Source organism: Pseudoxanthomonas sp. GW835-FHT14C01, from assembly GCF_058793715.1.
Genome location: NZ_JBXAGB010000002.1, coordinates 1,058,120 through 1,072,704, shown reverse-complemented (window position 1 = coordinate 1,072,704; position 14,585 = coordinate 1,058,120). Strand labels below are relative to the sequence as shown.

Annotated in this window: 17 protein-coding genes; 10 read left to right on the top strand and 7 right to left on the bottom strand. The window is 67.2% G+C overall.

Going from position 1 to position 14,585, the window contains the following annotated elements; genetic code table 11:
* The first annotated feature begins 204 nt into the window (after positions 1-204).
* Positions 205-1,422, top strand: a complete 1,218-nt coding sequence (locus AC1Q5B_RS11925) for an MFS transporter (RefSeq protein ID WP_492631871.1) — start codon at positions 205-207, stop codon at positions 1,420-1,422.
* Here the strand turns inward: AC1Q5B_RS11925 and AC1Q5B_RS11920 are convergent.
* The 6 genes from AC1Q5B_RS11920 to AC1Q5B_RS11895 all read right to left on the bottom strand — a co-directional run bounded on the left by AC1Q5B_RS11920 (position 1,352) and on the right by AC1Q5B_RS11895 (position 5,972).
* A complete protein-coding gene (locus AC1Q5B_RS11920; protein ID WP_492631870.1) occupies positions 1,352-2,110 on the bottom strand; it encodes an alpha/beta fold hydrolase in 759 nt (252 codons plus the stop codon). The two genes, AC1Q5B_RS11925 and AC1Q5B_RS11920, sit on opposite strands and share 71 nt — an antisense overlap.
* A complete protein-coding gene (locus AC1Q5B_RS11915) occupies positions 2,107-2,736 on the bottom strand; it encodes a DUF2058 domain-containing protein (RefSeq protein WP_492631869.1) in 630 nt (209 codons plus the stop codon). Before AC1Q5B_RS11915 ends, AC1Q5B_RS11920 begins: the two co-directional genes overlap by 4 nt.
* A gap of 35 nt (positions 2,737-2,771) precedes the next feature.
* A complete protein-coding gene (locus AC1Q5B_RS11910; RefSeq protein ID WP_492631868.1) occupies positions 2,772-3,008 on the bottom strand; it encodes a SlyX family protein in 237 nt (78 codons plus the stop codon).
* On the bottom strand, positions 2,998-4,350 hold the full coding sequence (locus AC1Q5B_RS11905; RefSeq protein ID WP_492631867.1) for a UDP-glucose dehydrogenase family protein: 1,353 nt from the start codon (positions 4,348-4,350) through the stop codon (positions 2,998-3,000). Before AC1Q5B_RS11905 ends, AC1Q5B_RS11910 begins: the two co-directional genes overlap by 11 nt.
* 40 nt (positions 4,351-4,390) lie before the next feature.
* Positions 4,391-5,326: an FKBP-type peptidyl-prolyl cis-trans isomerase gene (locus tag AC1Q5B_RS11900; RefSeq protein WP_492631866.1), complete on the bottom strand. Its 936-nt coding sequence runs from the start codon at positions 5,324-5,326 to the stop codon at positions 4,391-4,393.
* Positions 5,327-5,408: 82 nt separating this feature from the next.
* The gene (locus AC1Q5B_RS11895) at positions 5,409-5,972 is read right to left on the bottom strand and encodes a glutathione peroxidase (protein ID WP_492631865.1); all 564 of its coding nucleotides are present in this window, start codon (positions 5,970-5,972) and stop codon (positions 5,409-5,411) included.
* Between the two features lie 135 nt (positions 5,973-6,107).
* On the opposite strand from AC1Q5B_RS11895, the gene AC1Q5B_RS11890 reads away from it, so the two are divergent.
* The 8 genes from AC1Q5B_RS11890 (at position 6,108) to AC1Q5B_RS11855 (ending at position 11,613) form a co-directional block, all read left to right on the top strand.
* The gene (locus tag AC1Q5B_RS11890) at positions 6,108-6,362 is read left to right on the top strand and encodes a hypothetical protein (protein WP_492631864.1); all 255 of its coding nucleotides are present in this window, start codon (positions 6,108-6,110) and stop codon (positions 6,360-6,362) included.
* A gap of 3 nt (positions 6,363-6,365) precedes the next feature.
* Complete coding sequence (locus tag AC1Q5B_RS11885) at positions 6,366-6,728, top strand: GntR family transcriptional regulator (protein ID WP_475495988.1); 363 nt, start codon at positions 6,366-6,368, stop codon at positions 6,726-6,728.
* Positions 6,728-7,603, top strand: a complete 876-nt coding sequence (locus AC1Q5B_RS11880; protein ID WP_475495987.1) for an ABC transporter ATP-binding protein — start codon at positions 6,728-6,730, stop codon at positions 7,601-7,603. The genes AC1Q5B_RS11885 and AC1Q5B_RS11880 overlap by 1 nt, the downstream gene beginning before the upstream one ends.
* Positions 7,600-8,598, top strand: coding sequence for an ABC transporter permease (locus AC1Q5B_RS11875; protein WP_492631863.1), 999 nt, complete (start codon positions 7,600-7,602; stop codon positions 8,596-8,598). Before AC1Q5B_RS11880 ends, AC1Q5B_RS11875 begins: the two co-directional genes overlap by 4 nt.
* Positions 8,599-8,656: 58 nt before the next feature.
* The gene (locus AC1Q5B_RS11870) at positions 8,657-9,319 is read left to right on the top strand and encodes a YggN family protein (protein WP_492631862.1); all 663 of its coding nucleotides are present in this window, start codon (positions 8,657-8,659) and stop codon (positions 9,317-9,319) included.
* A gap of 62 nt (positions 9,320-9,381) precedes the next feature.
* Positions 9,382-10,056 (top strand): hypothetical protein, encoded by a 675-nt coding sequence (locus tag AC1Q5B_RS11865; RefSeq protein WP_492631861.1) that lies wholly within the window; start codon positions 9,382-9,384, stop codon positions 10,054-10,056.
* Positions 10,057-10,113: 57 nt separating this feature from the next.
* Positions 10,114-10,950, top strand: coding sequence for a hypothetical protein (locus AC1Q5B_RS11860; protein WP_492631860.1), 837 nt, complete (start codon positions 10,114-10,116; stop codon positions 10,948-10,950).
* A gap of 18 nt (positions 10,951-10,968) precedes the next feature.
* Entirely contained in the window at positions 10,969-11,613 is a 645-nt protein-coding gene (locus tag AC1Q5B_RS11855; RefSeq protein WP_492631859.1) for a YggN family protein, read from the top strand.
* A gap of 7 nt (positions 11,614-11,620) precedes the next feature.
* On the opposite strand, the gene AC1Q5B_RS11850 is transcribed toward AC1Q5B_RS11855, so the two are convergent.
* Positions 11,621-13,072: a class II fumarate hydratase gene (locus AC1Q5B_RS11850; protein ID WP_492631858.1), complete on the bottom strand. Its 1,452-nt coding sequence runs from the start codon at positions 13,070-13,072 to the stop codon at positions 11,621-11,623.
* A gap of 138 nt (positions 13,073-13,210) precedes the next feature.
* Here AC1Q5B_RS11850 and purB point away from each other — a divergent pair, with 138 nt between their 5' ends.
* Positions 13,211-14,578, top strand: a complete 1,368-nt coding sequence (gene purB / locus AC1Q5B_RS11845) for an adenylosuccinate lyase (RefSeq protein ID WP_492631857.1) — start codon at positions 13,211-13,213, stop codon at positions 14,576-14,578.
* The last annotated feature ends 7 nt before the right edge of the window (positions 14,579-14,585 follow it).

Here is a 14,585-nt window from a genome sequence, read left to right as displayed (position 1 = left end):
CCTCCCGAGAATGCATGCTCCAGCCGCTTGCGCCCGCCCGTCACGCGGCCCGGCTTGAAGGCCGATGCCACCGAATTCGATCGGGCGAATCCGGCGACAAGGGAACGTCGTCGAACCGGCTTCCCACCGCCGGAACGGCGTGCTGAACCCAGCGTGCGCCATGCGCGCGACTCAGCCGACCATGGCCCACCGCTACAATGCGCCATGACACCGCCCGGCGCCGTCCCTCCGCATCCCTACCCCGCCGTCCGCCTGTCCAGCTTCTACTGCTTCTATTACGCGGTGTTGGGCGCGTTCACGCCGTACTGGAGCCTGTACCTCGAGTCGCGCGGCCTGGGGGTGGCCGCGATCAGTGTCCTGATGAGCCTGTGGTACGCCACCCGCATCGTTTCTCCCAGCCTGTGGACCGCGCTGGCGGCGCGCTCCCCGCATCCGATCCGCTGGCTGCATGCGGGATGCGCCCTGGCGCTCGGCTGCTTCGCGCTGTTCCTGCTGCCTCTGGAGCACGCCGGCCTGTTCGCGGTGATGCTCGGCTTCTGTTTCGCCTACAACGCGGTGATGCCGCAGTTCGAATCGATCACCCTCTCGCATCTGGGTGCGCGCAGCGATCGCTACGGCCTGATCCGTGTGTGGGGATCGATCGGCTTCATCGTCGTGGTGGCGTCGTTCGGCTGGCTGATCGACGAGCGCCGGCTCGGCGTCGGCGCACTGCCGTGGCTCATGCTGCCCGTGCTGGCGGGCGTGATGGGCTCCGCGCTGCTCAATCGGTACGCGCATGATCCCAGCACCCGGACGCACGACACCGACGACAGTTTCCGGGTACGGCTGCGGCAGCCGCAGGTGATCGCCTTCTTCGTCGCCGCGTTCCTGACCCAGGTCTCGTTCGGGCCGTTCTACACGTTCTTCTCGATCTACCTGTCCGAGCATGGCTACCCGACCGCGACGCAGGGCGCGCTGTGGACGGTCGGGGTATTGGCGGAGATCGGCGTGTTCTTCCTGTCCAGCCGCATCTTCCGACGCTGGGACGCCACGCGCGTGCTGATGGTGGCGCTGCTCAGTGCATCGCTGCGCTGGCTGGTCACCGCGCTGTTCCCCGACAGCGTGCCGGTGATGGTGGTGGCGCAGCTGACGCATGCGTTGAACTTCGGCGCCTTCTTCGCGGCCGCCATGCAGTTGCTGGTGCGCTTTTTCCCGGGCCGCATGAACGGACACGGCCAGGGCGTCTTCTACGGCCTGTCGTCGGGCGTCGGCGGCGTATGCGGCGCCCTGCTCGCCGGCCAGCTGTGGCGCATCGGCGGCGGCGGCGAAGCCGCGTTCCTGTGCTCGTCCGTCATCGCGCTGGTGGCCGCTCTCATCGTGTGGCGGTGGCTGGTGCGAAGTCCCGCGCCGGCGGCTCGCGTGGATCTCGACGCAACCCGGTGATCAGCCGACCGATCTCGATGGCGGCCGGCGCCGGCGCCATCTGGAACAGGAAGTGCGGTGCGTCGATCACGACATGGCGCGCATTGCCCGCCAGACGCATGACCTCCCGACCCGCTTGCGGCCGGATCAACCTGTCGTGCCTGGCCTGCAGATAGAGCACCGGCATGTTCAGCGCGGCCATTTCCTCCGTCACGTCCACGCTCAGCGCCGCCATGGCGCGCTGACGCAGCACGTGCGGCGGAACACTGGCCAAGATGGCCTCGAATTCGGCACGCAAGGCGGGCGGCAGGCTCTTACCCGCGAGCAAGCGCTCCAGGGCGAACAGCGGCGGAGCGACAGCCGGCGCCCACTGCAGGAGCGCTGCCGCGACCCTGCTGAAGGGCAGCGGCGAACGGACGAAGCTGGCCGCCATCACCAGGGCGCGAATCCGGGCGCCATGGCGGTAGGCAAGCAGCGCGCCCAGCGGCCCAGCGAAGGATTCCGCCACGAGCACCACGTCATCGTGACGTCGCAACGCCGGCGCCAGCGCATCGGCGAGCGCGGAGTAGTCCAGGAACCGCGTGTCGTCGTAGGCCAGCACGTCGACATCGGCCATGTCCGCCAGTGCGGCCACCAGCGGTGCGTACAGGCGTCCGGTCCCATCCAGTCCCGGCAGCAGGCAGAGCCGTGGCCGGTCAGGCGTTTTCACCAGACCAGATCGTCGGGTACCTGGTACTGCGGATCGGCGTAGGGATCGTCTCCCGAAGGCGCATCCGGGTCGACCTTCAGCGCGACGGCCGGAGCGAAGATGGATTCCGCCTCGGCGAGCACCGCTGCCGTGACCAGCAGATAGCGGCCGTTCTGCTGCACCACGCCGAGTTCGCCCGCGTTCAACGCTTTCAACTGGTCGGCATCGACGTAGATGCGCTTGATCTTGCCGCCATACGGAAAATGCCGCGCGATATCGGCGTCGGCGATGTTGAGCGCCTTGTCCTTGAGGAAAGCTTCGAGCTTGGCCTTCGCCTCGCGGCGCACGCGGGCCTCTTCCTGCTTTACGCGTTCGGCTTCGATGCGCTCGTCCTTCTCGCGCTGCGCGCGGATGGCGTAGGCCTTGGCCAGGTCGATGTCTTCCTGGCTGCGCTTGGGTTTCGGCTTGGCGTTGCCCTGCGGCGGACGCGGCTTGCCGCCCTGCCCCGGCTTCGGGTGCACGCCGGCCTTGCCCGCCGGCTTGTGGGCGTCGCGACGCGGGTCGGGACGGCGTTCGGGCTTGCGCTCGGGCTTGGGCGCAGGCTTGAAGCCAAGGCCCAGGAGCTGGTCACGGAGTGAATCGGTCATCGGTCTTTCAAGGGGACTGCTGAGCCCCAAGCGTATCAATAATGCGGCGGCGGAGGCTCGTTGGCGGGATCTTCGAACAGTGATGTCCGCACCTTGCCGAGTTCTTCCACCATATGGCGCAACAGCAGCGCCGTGCGCTGGTTTTCCGCACGGGCATCGGCGAGCGCCTCGCTCAGCTCGTTGAGGGAATGCTCCTGGAATGCCAGCCGTGTCTCCAGTTCGACGAGGCGACGCTCCAGGGTGTCGCCCGACAGAGGCAGGTCAGTCTGCACGCACGGACCTCCCGCGCCCGATGCCGTAATAAGCCAGGCCGGCGGCTTCGACGTCGCCGGGATCGTAGAGGTTGCGGCCGTCGAAGATCACGGCATCGCCCAGCGTTTCCTGCAGGCGGGCGAAATCCGGGCTGCGGAACTGCTTCCATTCGGTCACCACCACCAGCGCGTCGGCGCCGTCGACGGCGGCACGCGCGTCGTCGCACAGCATCAGATCGTCGCGCTCGCCGAAAATGCGCGCCGCTTCCTCGCGCGCCTCCGGATCGTAGGCCCGCACGCGGGCACCGGCTTCCCACAGTTCGGCCAGCAGCCGGCGGCTGCTCGCCTCGCGCATGTCGTCGGTGTTGGGCTTGAACGACAGGCCCCACACCGCGAAGGTCTTGCCGCGCACGCCCTCGTCCTCGCCCCGGTCGTAGTGGCGCTGGATCAGCTCGAACAGGTGGCCTTTCTGGCGCTCGTTCACCGACTCCACCGCCTGCAGCAGTTCCGCCACGTAGCCATGCTGCTGCGCCGTGCGGGCCAGCGCCTGCACGTCCTTCGGGAAACAGGAGCCGCCGTAGCCGGCGCCTGGATAGATGAAGTGCCAGCCGATACGCGGATCGGAACCGATGCCCTGGCGGACCTGCTCGACGTCCGCGCCCACGCGCTCGGCGATGTTCGCGATCTCGTTCATGAAGCTGATCTTCGCCGCCAGCATCGCGTTCGCGGCGTACTTGGTCAGCTCCGCCGAGCGCACGTCCATCACCACGATGCGTTCGTGGTTGCGGTTGAACGGCGCGTACAGGCGACGCAGCTTCTCCACCGCCTGCGGACTGGACGCGCCCACGACGATGCGGTCCGGACGCATGCAGTCGTTGACCGCATCGCCTTCCTTGAGGAATTCGGGATTCGACGCGACCTCGAACGCGACGTCGGCGCCACGGGCCGCGAGTTCCGCCTCGATCGCGGCGCGCACCTTGTCCGCGGTACCGACCGGCACGGTGGACTTGTTGACCACCGTGCAGGCGCGATCGATGTGGCGACCGATGGTCCTGGCCACGGCGAGCACGTACTGGAGGTCGGCGCTGCCGTCCTCGTCGGGCGGCGTACCCACGGCGATGAAGATGATCTCGCCGTGGGCGATCGCCTGCGCGGCCTCGGTCGTGAAACGGAGGCGACCGGCCGCATGATTGGCCTTCACCATCGGTGACAGGCCAGGTTCGTAGATCGGCACGATGCCGTTGTTGAGACCGTCGACCTTGGCAGGATCGATGTCGATGCACATCACGTCATGGCCTACCTCGGCCAGACACGTACCCGTGACCAGACCGACATAGCCGGTGCCGAAAATCGCGACGCGCATTCGGGAGCTTCCTCGTGGGATGACCGATTGGAGCAGCGATTTATTGCAGGACGCCCATCAGTTCCACGTCGAACGTGAGCGTCGCATCCGGACCGATCTTGCCGCCCGGCGCACCATTGGGGCCGTAAGCGAGGTTGGACGGGATCCAGAAACGGTACTTCGCACCCACCGGCATCAGCGCCACGCCTTCGGTCCAGCCGGCGATCACCTGGTTCAGGCCGAACTCCGCCGGCTCGCCGCGCGCGTACGAGCTGTCGAACACGTCCCCGTTGAGCAGCTTGCCTTCGTAGTTCACGCGGACGCGGCTGCTGGCCATCGGCCGCTGGCCGTTGCCCGGGCGCAGCACCTGGTACTGCAGGCCGGACGCCGTGGTGATGACGCCCGGCTTGACCTTGTTCTCGGCGAGGAATTTCGCGCCCTCGTCGCGGTTGCGCTGGCCTGCCGTCGCCTGCCGCTTGGCGAGATACGCCTGCATTTCCGCCTGCGCCTGCTCCAGCGACAACAGCGGCGTGCCGCTCTTGGTGGCCACGGCCTTCACGGCCTGCGTCAGCACGGCGGTATCGATCTCGTCCTTGAACGGCAGCAGCGACGGGCCGATCACGTAGGTACCGAGGAACAGGCCCACCTTCGCCTTGTCCACCGGCGGCGGCGTGGAACCCGGCGGCATGCCGGGGATCGGCTGGCCGTCCGCGACCGCCAGATTCACCCGCAGCAGCTGGTCGGTGGCCTGCGCTTCCTGTTCGGTCATGGCCTTCGGCTTGCCGGCGAACGTATCGGTGATCGCCTTCTCGAACGCCGCCATGTCCATGAAGGGACCGACCGGCTGCAGCGAGTTGCCCACATCCACGCCGATGGCGTAGCTGACCTTGTCGCGCTCGGACGACAGCGCGGTTTTTTCCTGTGCAGACACGCTGCCTCCCAGCATCGAAAACGAGATTGCTAACAACACGGCTGCGCCGCGGACCGACCGCTTCATCCTTTCTGCTCCTGGAACCTGCGCCACGGCGGTGGCGCCAAACCGATATTGTGGCATGCCGGCCACCTGCGAAGGCACTGCATCAACGCGTCGCGCGCGGCTTCTTCAGTTCGTGCTCGATCGCTTCGACCACCGAAGGATCGTCCGGCTTCACCTTGCTGGGGAAATTCGCCACCACGCGCCCATCCCGGCCGATCAGGTACTTGTGGAAGTTCCAGCCGGGCGCGGTACCGGTCGCCTGCGCAAGCGACCTGTACAGCGGCGTCGCGTTGTCGCCGGTCACGGTCACCTTCTCGAACATCGGGAATTTCACGCCATAGGTCAGCGTGCAGAACTCCTGGATCTCCTTCTCGCTGCCCGGCTCCTGGCCCTTGAAGTCGTTGGACGGGAAACCGAGCACCGCAAAGCCCTGCGACGCATAGCGCTGATGCAGCGCTTCCAGTCCTTCGTACTGCGGCGTGTAACCGCACTTGCTGGCGGTATTGACGATCAGGAGGACCTGGCCCGCGTACTGCTGCTTCAGGTTGACCGGCGCCTTGCCCGCCAGTGGACGGTAGCTGACATCCAGTAACCCGGCCGCCAGCGCCAGCGCCGAAGCCCCGAGAAGCGCGACAAACGCAATGAATTTCAACGACTTGTGCTTCACGGGAACGCTCCACTAGGTCGAACATGACAAGTATGCCTTCAGTTGGGTGACAAAACCTTGCAGGGGAGTTGACGGCCTGTGTTTCGGTGTTATAGTTGAATACAACACCACTCACCCAACTCACGGGGAGATGCCATGAACCAGAAACTGACCCACACCCTGCCCAGCCTGGCCGTCGGCGGCCTGTTGCTGGCAGCGGGCGCCTTGGCGGCCATGTCCAGTGGCCGCTCGGCCGAGGCGGAGTCCGCCGCGCTGGTGGGCGCACTGGAGTCCGACGTCCGCGAGATCACCGGAGACGACAGCGCTCCGGCCCAGCCCAAGCGTCGTGCGCGGGCCTCGCTGGCCATGCCGTACTTCTCCTTCGGCCAATCCCTGCGTCCCAGGAGCTGAACCATGGCGCCCATCCAATGGAGCGACGGTGCTCCCATCTACCGTCAGTTGAAGGACCGCGTGATCGCCATGATGCTGGACGGCATCCTGAAGCCGGGCGACGCGCTGCCCTCCGTCCGCCAGGTGGCGGCCGAGTACCAGCTCAATCCGATCACCGTTTCGCGCGCTTACCAGGAATTGGCGGATGAAGCCCTGGTCGAGAAGCGCCGCGGCCTGGGCATGTTCGTCACCGACGAAGCCGCCCGGAAGCTGCGCGGCAGCGAACGCGAACGCTTCCTGACCGAAGAGTGGCCGGCCGTCGCCGAGCGCATCGAGCGCCTGGGCCTGTCCATCGAAGAGTTGCTGCAATCCAAGGGGACCAAGTGATGAATGCTGCAATCGCCAACGCCGTGGTGTCGGCCCACGGCCTGCGCAAGGCCTACAAGAACAAGCTTGCGCTGGACAACACCAGCTTCGAGATCGAAGCAGGCAAGATCATCGGCCTGATCGGCCCGAACGGGGCCGGCAAGACGACCGCGCTGAAGGCCATCCTGGGCCTGACGCCGTTCGAGGGGCAGTTGAAGGTGCTCGGCCTGGATCCGCGCAAGGATCGCGACGAACTGATGAAGGACGTCTGCTTCATCGCTGACGTCGCCGTGCTGCCGCGCTGGATGAAGGTCAAGGAGGCCATCGACTTCGTCGCCGGCGTGCATCCGCGCTTCGACCGCGCCAAATGCGAGCGCTTCATCGCCAATACCCAGCTCAAGCCCAACCTGCGCGTACGCGAGATGTCCAAGGGCATGATCGTGCAGTTGCACCTGGCGCTGGTGATGGCCATCGACGCCAAGCTGCTGGTGCTGGACGAACCGACGCTCGGCCTGGACATCCTGTACCGCAAGCAGTTCTACCAGCGGCTGCTGGAGGACTACTTCGACGAGCAGAAGACGATCATCGTCACCACCCACCAGGTGGAGGAGATCGAGCACATCCTCACCGACGTGATGTTCATCCGCGACGGCAAGATCGTGCTGACCTCGCAGATGGAAGAGGTCGCGGAGCGCTACACCGAAGTGCTGGTGAGCGGCGATGCGGTCGAACAGGCCCGCGCCCTCAAGCCCATCGACGAGCGCGCCCTGCCCTTCGGCAAGACCGTGCTGCTGTTCGACGGCGTGCCGAAAGGACACCTCGCCGCTCTCGGCGAAACCCGCACCCCTGGCCTGGCCGACCTGTTCGTCGCCATCATGAAAGGAACCTACGCATGAACGCCGTGACTTCGACATTGGGCAAATCCTCCAAGCCGGGCGCGTTCACATGGTTGCTGAAGCGCGAGTTCTGGGAGAACCGCGGCGGCTTCTTCTGGGCGCCGGTGATCACCGGCAGCATCTTCGTGGTGCTGAACCTGATCCTGGCCATCGTCGGCAGCATCGCCGCGCGCGGCAAGCTCGACGGCGGCGGCTTCAGTATCGAGGAAGCACCCGAGAAGGCCCACCAGATCGTCGGCGGCATCGGTGACGGCATGCTGCTGGGCGGCGTGATCCTGGCCTGCGTCGTACTGGCCTTCGTGGTCTTCTTCTACGCACTGGGTACGCTGTACGACGACCGTCGCGACCGCAGCGTGCTGTTCTGGAAGTCGTTGCCGGTCTCCGACACGCACATGGTGCTGTCCAAGCTGGCGTGGGCGCTGGTGCTGGCGCCGCTGCTGGCGGTGGGCGTCGGCATCCTGATCGGCCTGGCGCTGTGGCTGATCTCGGCGCTGACCCTGTCGATCAACGGCCTGCCGGCGGGTGGCGCGGTGTTCACCCACTCCCATCCGCTGCGCATCATCGGCGGGGTCATCGCGTCGCTGCCCGTGTACATGATGTGGGCACTGCCGGCGATCGGGTGGCTGATGTTCTGCTCGGCGTGGGCGCGCAGCAAGCCGTTCCTGTGGGCGGTTCTGGTGCCGGTGCTGGCCTGCGTGATCATCAGCATGACCGACATCCTGCCCGGCCTGGACGTCCGCCACGATCTGATCTGGTACACGGTGGTCTACCGCGGCCTGCTGAGCGTGCTGCCGGGCACTTGGTTCCCGACACTGCCAGGCGGCGCGGCCAACCCGCACGCGGCGATCAACACGCCGGACGACCTGGCCAGCGCCATCGATCTGACCCGCAGCTGGCAGGCGTTCGCCTCGGCCGATCTGTGGATCGGTGCGGTCGTCGGTGTCGCCCTGATCGTCGGCGCGATCTACCTGCGCCGCTGGCGCGAGAGCGAATAAGCGCACCGCCCAACTTCCAGCGGGCCGCCTGCGGCCCGCCTCCACCCAGGACATGGACATGCAGACTCCTCTTTCCCTGATGCGTCCTCTTCTCGTCGTCGGCGTGCTGTCCCTCGCCGCCTGCCAGCCGGCGGACAAGGACAGCAGCCCTACCGGCGTCGCCGCGAAAGCGATGGACGAAGTCGCCAACGGCCTCGGCGAAGCCAGCCAGGAAATGGAAAAGGCGCGCCAGGACGTGGCGAAAGCCCGCGATCGCCTGGCCCGCGAGAACATCTCCATCAATCGCGACGGCAAGCAGGATCTGCCGAAGGCGGAGATCACGCCCACCGGTGAACTCTTGATCGAAGGCAAGCCGGTCGCCACCACGCCGGAGCAGAAGGCGCTGGTACTGGCGTACCGCGGTGAGCTGCTCGGCGTGGTCGGCGATGGCATGGCCATCGGCATGGAAGGGGCGCGCGTCGGCATCGATGCCGCCGCATCCGCCCTGAAGGGCGTGCTGTCGGGTCAGAACGGCGACGATATCGGCAAGCAGGTCGGCGAGCAGGCCAAGGCCAAGCTCAAGCCGATGGTCGCGCAGTTGTGCACGCGCATGCCCGGCCTGCTCTCGGCGCAGCAGGCGCTTGCGGCCGCGCTTCCCGAGTTCGCCCCCTACGCCACCATGGACCAGTCCGACGTGGACGACTGCGGCGACGCGAACGGCGACGGCAACTGGACTTTCTGAGCGGGCGTAGTCGCCCGCTTCCATCAACACCCTGCCAGTTCCGCCACGGAGAGGAACCGAACATGCGTATCTTGCGTCTCCACCCCGTCCTGATGCCGCTCTTGCTGGCCAGCGTGCTGCCGCTGACCACGCCGGTCGTCAATGCCAAGGACACGCGTATCCGCAGCGAGATCAGCGCGGACCTGGCCGAGGCGCGCGAGGAAGTGCGCACCGAACTCGCCGCGGCCCGTCGCGAACTGGAAACCGGCAACCTGCGACTGGGTTCCCACGTCCACTTCGGCAAGTCCGACAAGCGGACCTCCGACCCGGATCGCGCGTTGCCGAAAGCGGAAATCACGCCGCACGGCGATTTCCTGATCGAGGGCGAGCCGGTCGCCATCGACAGTCGCCAGCGTCGCGACCTGCTGCTCTACCGGCGCCAGGTGATCGATGTCGCCAAGGCCGGCATCGACATCGGCGAGCGCAGCGCGCAGGTGGCGCTGGAGGCCGTGGACCGCGGCGTACTCAGCCTGCTGTTCGGTGCCATGACGGGCAATCTGGAGCGCCGTGTCGAGAAGACCGTACGCGAAACCATCGAACCGGGCGTACGGCAGATCTGCCGCACCCTGCCCGCACTGAGGGACAGCCAGCAGAGCCTGTCCGCCAGCCTTCCGCAGTTCCGCCCCTACGCCACGCTGGGAGTCGAAGATGCGGAGAATTGCGAGAACGATATCCGCCAGGAGTTCGCGGCACGCTAGCCGCCCGCTACCTGCATGACACGCGCCCCCGATAGCCCCATCTGGAGAGACACGACGATGCGCACCGCCCTGACCTCTGTCCCGCTGCTGGCCCTGCTGGCGTTGTCCGCGCCCGCGCTGGCGTCGGACCGGTACTGCAAGCACGAGGCGCCGCGCCAGCTCACGCTCGATGTCGGCGATGCCAAGACTGTGGTGTTCGACATCGGCCCCCACGACCTGACCGTCGCATCGCGCGCCGGGTCGACGGCAGCGATAAGCGGCAGGGCCTGCAGCAGCCATGCCGAACGACTCGAACGCCTGAAGATCGAACAGCGCCGCTCGGGCGACAAGCTGATCGTGCGGATGTATCAGGAAGGCAGCATCGGCGGCCTCTCGTTCGGGGGCAACTACGCCTACATGAACCTGACGGCGAGCCTGCCGGACCACGTGGCCGTGCAGGTAAAAGTCGGTTCGGGCGAAGCCGAGGTCACCGGCGCACCGGTGTTCAGTGCCGACGTCGGCTCCGGTCACGCCGTGGGACGCAGCATCCGCGGACTGGCCGCCGTTTCGGTCGGCTCGGGCGACATCGACATCCATGGCGCCGGCAGCCTGAAGGTCGTATCGATCGGCTCGGGCGACGTGGAAGCCGACAACATCCGGGGGGCCACCAGCGTCGGCAGCATCGGCTCGGGCGGCTTCGATCTGTCGACCGGCGGCAGCGTCGAGATCGGTTCGATCGGCTCCGGCGGTGCCGAACTGCGCGACATCAGCGGTGATGTGGTCGTCGGCTCGGTGGGCTCGGGCGGCGTGGAGGTGCGCAATGTCAGCGGCGGACTGAAGGTCCGCTCGATCGGCAGCGGCGACGTCGACCACGCCGGCGTGAAAGGCACGATCGACCTTCCGAAGCGTCGCTGACTTCCAAGGAGCCCCATGATGATCCGTCCGTTCGCGCTCGCCCTTTCCGCCACCCTGCTGCTCGCTGCCTGTTCGAAGGGCGGCGATGACGACGGTGACGCCGTCCGGTCCAGCGCCCTGTGGGGCCAGAACCTGAAACTCAACGCCAGCGGCCATCCGCGCGCCGAGATATCCGCCCAGGGCGATTTCATCGTCGGCGGCAAGCCGGTGGCCGTCACCGACGCGCAGCGCGCGCTGCTGGTCGCCTATCACCGCGAGCTCGGCGGCATCGCCGATGCCGGCATCGCGACCGGAAAGGAAGGAGCGAAGCTCGCAGGCAAGGCCGTCGGCGCCGTCGTGAAGGGCATCTTCAGCGGCAATCCCGACCAGATCGACCGGGAAATGGAAGCGGAAGGTAAAAAGGTCGAAGCCCAGGCCATGAAGATCTGCGATCGCCTGCCGGGCCTCTACAAGGCGCAGCAGGACCTGGCGGCGGCCCTCCCCGCCTTCCAGCCCTACGCCGGCATGGAGCCGGATGACATCCAGGAGTGCCGCGCCTCGAACCGGGACAGCCACGACGCCGGCAAGGACGTCGGGCGCGCGGTCGGACGCGCACTCAAGGGCGAGGACGCGGCGGCGGAAGCCGACGCCGCCGCGGGGCAGGCAGACGCGCCGTCCCGTTGAGGCGGCCTCAGCCGCCCCCGCCTCCCGGCTTGCCGTGGATGCCGCCCTTCGCCAGCACGGCCGGGTCCAGCAGCGGCTTGAGCGTTTTCTCGGGTAATCCGGTGACCTCGCGCGCGACGTCCAGCACCGGCCGGTTCTGCTTGTAGGCTTGCTTGGCGATGGCGGCGCCTTTTTCGTAGCCGATCACCGGATTCAGCGCGGTGACCAGGATCGGATTGCGGTCCAGCGCTTCCTGCACGCGGTCGCCGCGCACCCTCAGCCCGTCGATGCAGTCGTCGGCCAGCAGGCGCGACACGTTCGCCAGCAACCGGATGCCGTCCAGCAGGTTGTGCGCGATCAGCGGCAGGGTGACGTTGAGCTGAAAATTGCCGGTCTGCCCGGCGACGGTCACCGCCGTGTGGTAGCCCATCACCTGCGCGCACACCATCACCGTCGCTTCCGGGATGACCGGATTCACCTTGCCCGGCATGATCGAACTGCCCGGCTGCAGCGCCGGCAACTCCACTTCGCTCAGCCCCGCGAGCGGGCCGGAGTTCATCCAGCGCAGATCGTTGGCGATCTTGGTCAGGGCGACCGCCAGGGCACTGAGCTGGCCGGAAAGTTCCACGGCATCGTCCTGCGCGGCGAGGCCTTCGAACTTGTTGGCGGCGCTCTCGAAACGTGTTTTGGTCGCCGTCGACAGCGCCTTGGCGACCCGCGCACCGAAGCGCGGGTCGGCATTGATGCCGGTGCCGATGGCGGTGCCGCCCAGCGGCAGGCGGCGTATGCGCTTCAAGGTGTCTTCGAGGCGCGCCTGCGCGGAAGACAGCTGCGCCGACCAGGCCGAGAACTCCTGGCCGAAGGTGAGCGGCATGGCGTCCATCAGGTGCGTGCGGCCGGTCTTGACCACCTTGCCCAGCGCCTTGCCGCGCGCATCAATCACCTTGCGCAGGTGCGCGATCGCGGGGAGCAGGTCTTCCACGACGGCCAGTTGCGCGGCCACGCGGATCGCCGTCGGGATGACATCGTTGGAGCTCTGCCCCAGGTTGACGTGGTCGTTCGGGTGCACCGTCGTCTTGCCGGTGTCGTCCTTGGACGCGCGCGACGCCAGGGTGGCGATCACCTCGTTGGCGTTCATGTTGGACGAGGTGCCCGAGCCGGTCTGGTACACGTCGATCGGGAAATGCACGTCGTACTCTCCGGACGCCACGGCCTGCGCGGCTGCCTGCACCGCTGCCGCGATGCCTTTCGGCAGCAGGCCCAGGCCCGCGTTGACCTCGGCGGCCGCCCCCTTCACAAGGCCCAGCGCGCGGATGAAGCCGCGCGGCATCGGCCGTCCGGAAATGGGGAAATTCTGCACGGCGCGCTGGGTCTGTGCGCCCCACAGGGCGTCGGCGGGCACCTTCAACTCGCCCATGCTGTCGTGTTCGATGCGGGTGCGCGCGCTGCGGGGCTTGCCCACGGGCTTCTTGCTGGTCATCAACCGTCTCCTGGAGGGATTCACGGCGTGCGCGCCGACACGGGCCGGCGGCTGGCGGGGCCCACAGGATACGCCAGGCCGGATGGCGGCCTTCCCGGGGTAAAATGGAACGCTCCCTTTCAGGCATTCCCCGCGCCCATGTCGGATTCGTCCCTGCTCGCCCTGTCACCGCTCGATGGCCGCTACGCCGGCAAGGTCGACGCCCTGCGCCCGATCTTCTCCGAATACGGCCTGATCCGCGCCCGCGTGAAGGTCGAAGTGGAATGGCTGCTGGCCCTGGGCGCCGAGGCCGGCATTACCGAGCTGCCTGCGTTCTCCGCCGCCGCGACGACGAAGCTGCGGGCACTGGCGGATGGTTTCAGCGTCGCGAACGCCGCGCGCGTGAAGGAGATCGAGCGCACCACCAACCATGACGTCAAGGCGGTGGAATACTTCATCAAGGAGCAGCTGAAGGACGACGCGGAACTCGCGCCTGCGCTGGAGTTCGTCCACTTCGCCTGCACCAGCGAGGACATCAACAACCTGTCCTATGGCCTGATGCTGGAACAGGCCCGCCGCGAGGTGCTGCTGCCGTCGCTCGACGGCGTCACTGCGACGCTGCGCACGCTGGCCCACGCGCAGGCCGCGCAACCGATGCTGTCGCGCACCCACGGCCAGACCGCCTCGCCGACCACGCTGGGCAAGGAGATCGCCAACGTGGTGGCGCGTATCGAACGGCAGCGTGCCCAGATCGCCGCCGTCGAACTGACCGGCAAGATCAATGGCGCCGTCGGCAACTACAACGCGCACGTCGCCAGCTATCCGGACGTCGACTGGCCGGCGTTCGCGCAGCGCTTCGTCGAGGGCCTGGGCCTGGTGTTCAATCCGTACACCACCCAGATCGAGCCGCACGACAACGTCGCCGAGATCGGAGACGCCGCGCGCCGCACCAACACGATCCTGATCGATCTGGCCCGCGACATCTGGGGCTACATCTCGCTGGGCTACTTCAAGCAGCGATTGAAGGAAGGCGAAGTCGGCTCGTCGACGATGCCGCACAAGGTCAATCCGATCGACTTCGAGAACGCCGAGGGCAACTTCGGCATCGCCAACGCACTGTTCGAGCACTTCAGCGCGAAGCTGCCGATCAGCCGCTGGCAGCGCGACCTGACCGATTCCACCGTACTGCGTGCGCTGGGCACGGCGTTCGGCCATACGCAGGTGGCGCTGGATTCGCTGGCCAAGGGCCTGGGCAAGCTGGAAGTGAATCCGCAGCGCCTGGACGCCGATCTCGACGCCGCCTGGGAAGTACTGGCCGAAGCCGTGCAGACGGTCATGCGCCGCCATGGCCTGCCGAATCCCTACGAACAACTGAAGGTCCTGACGCGTGGCCAGGGCATCACCGCCGACTCGATGCGCGCCTTCGTCGAGACGCTCGACCTGCCGGCCGACGACAAGCAGCGCCTGCGCGACATGACGCCGGGCCGCTACACCGGCCTCGCCGAGCGGCTCGCACGCGGCATTTGATTCCGGG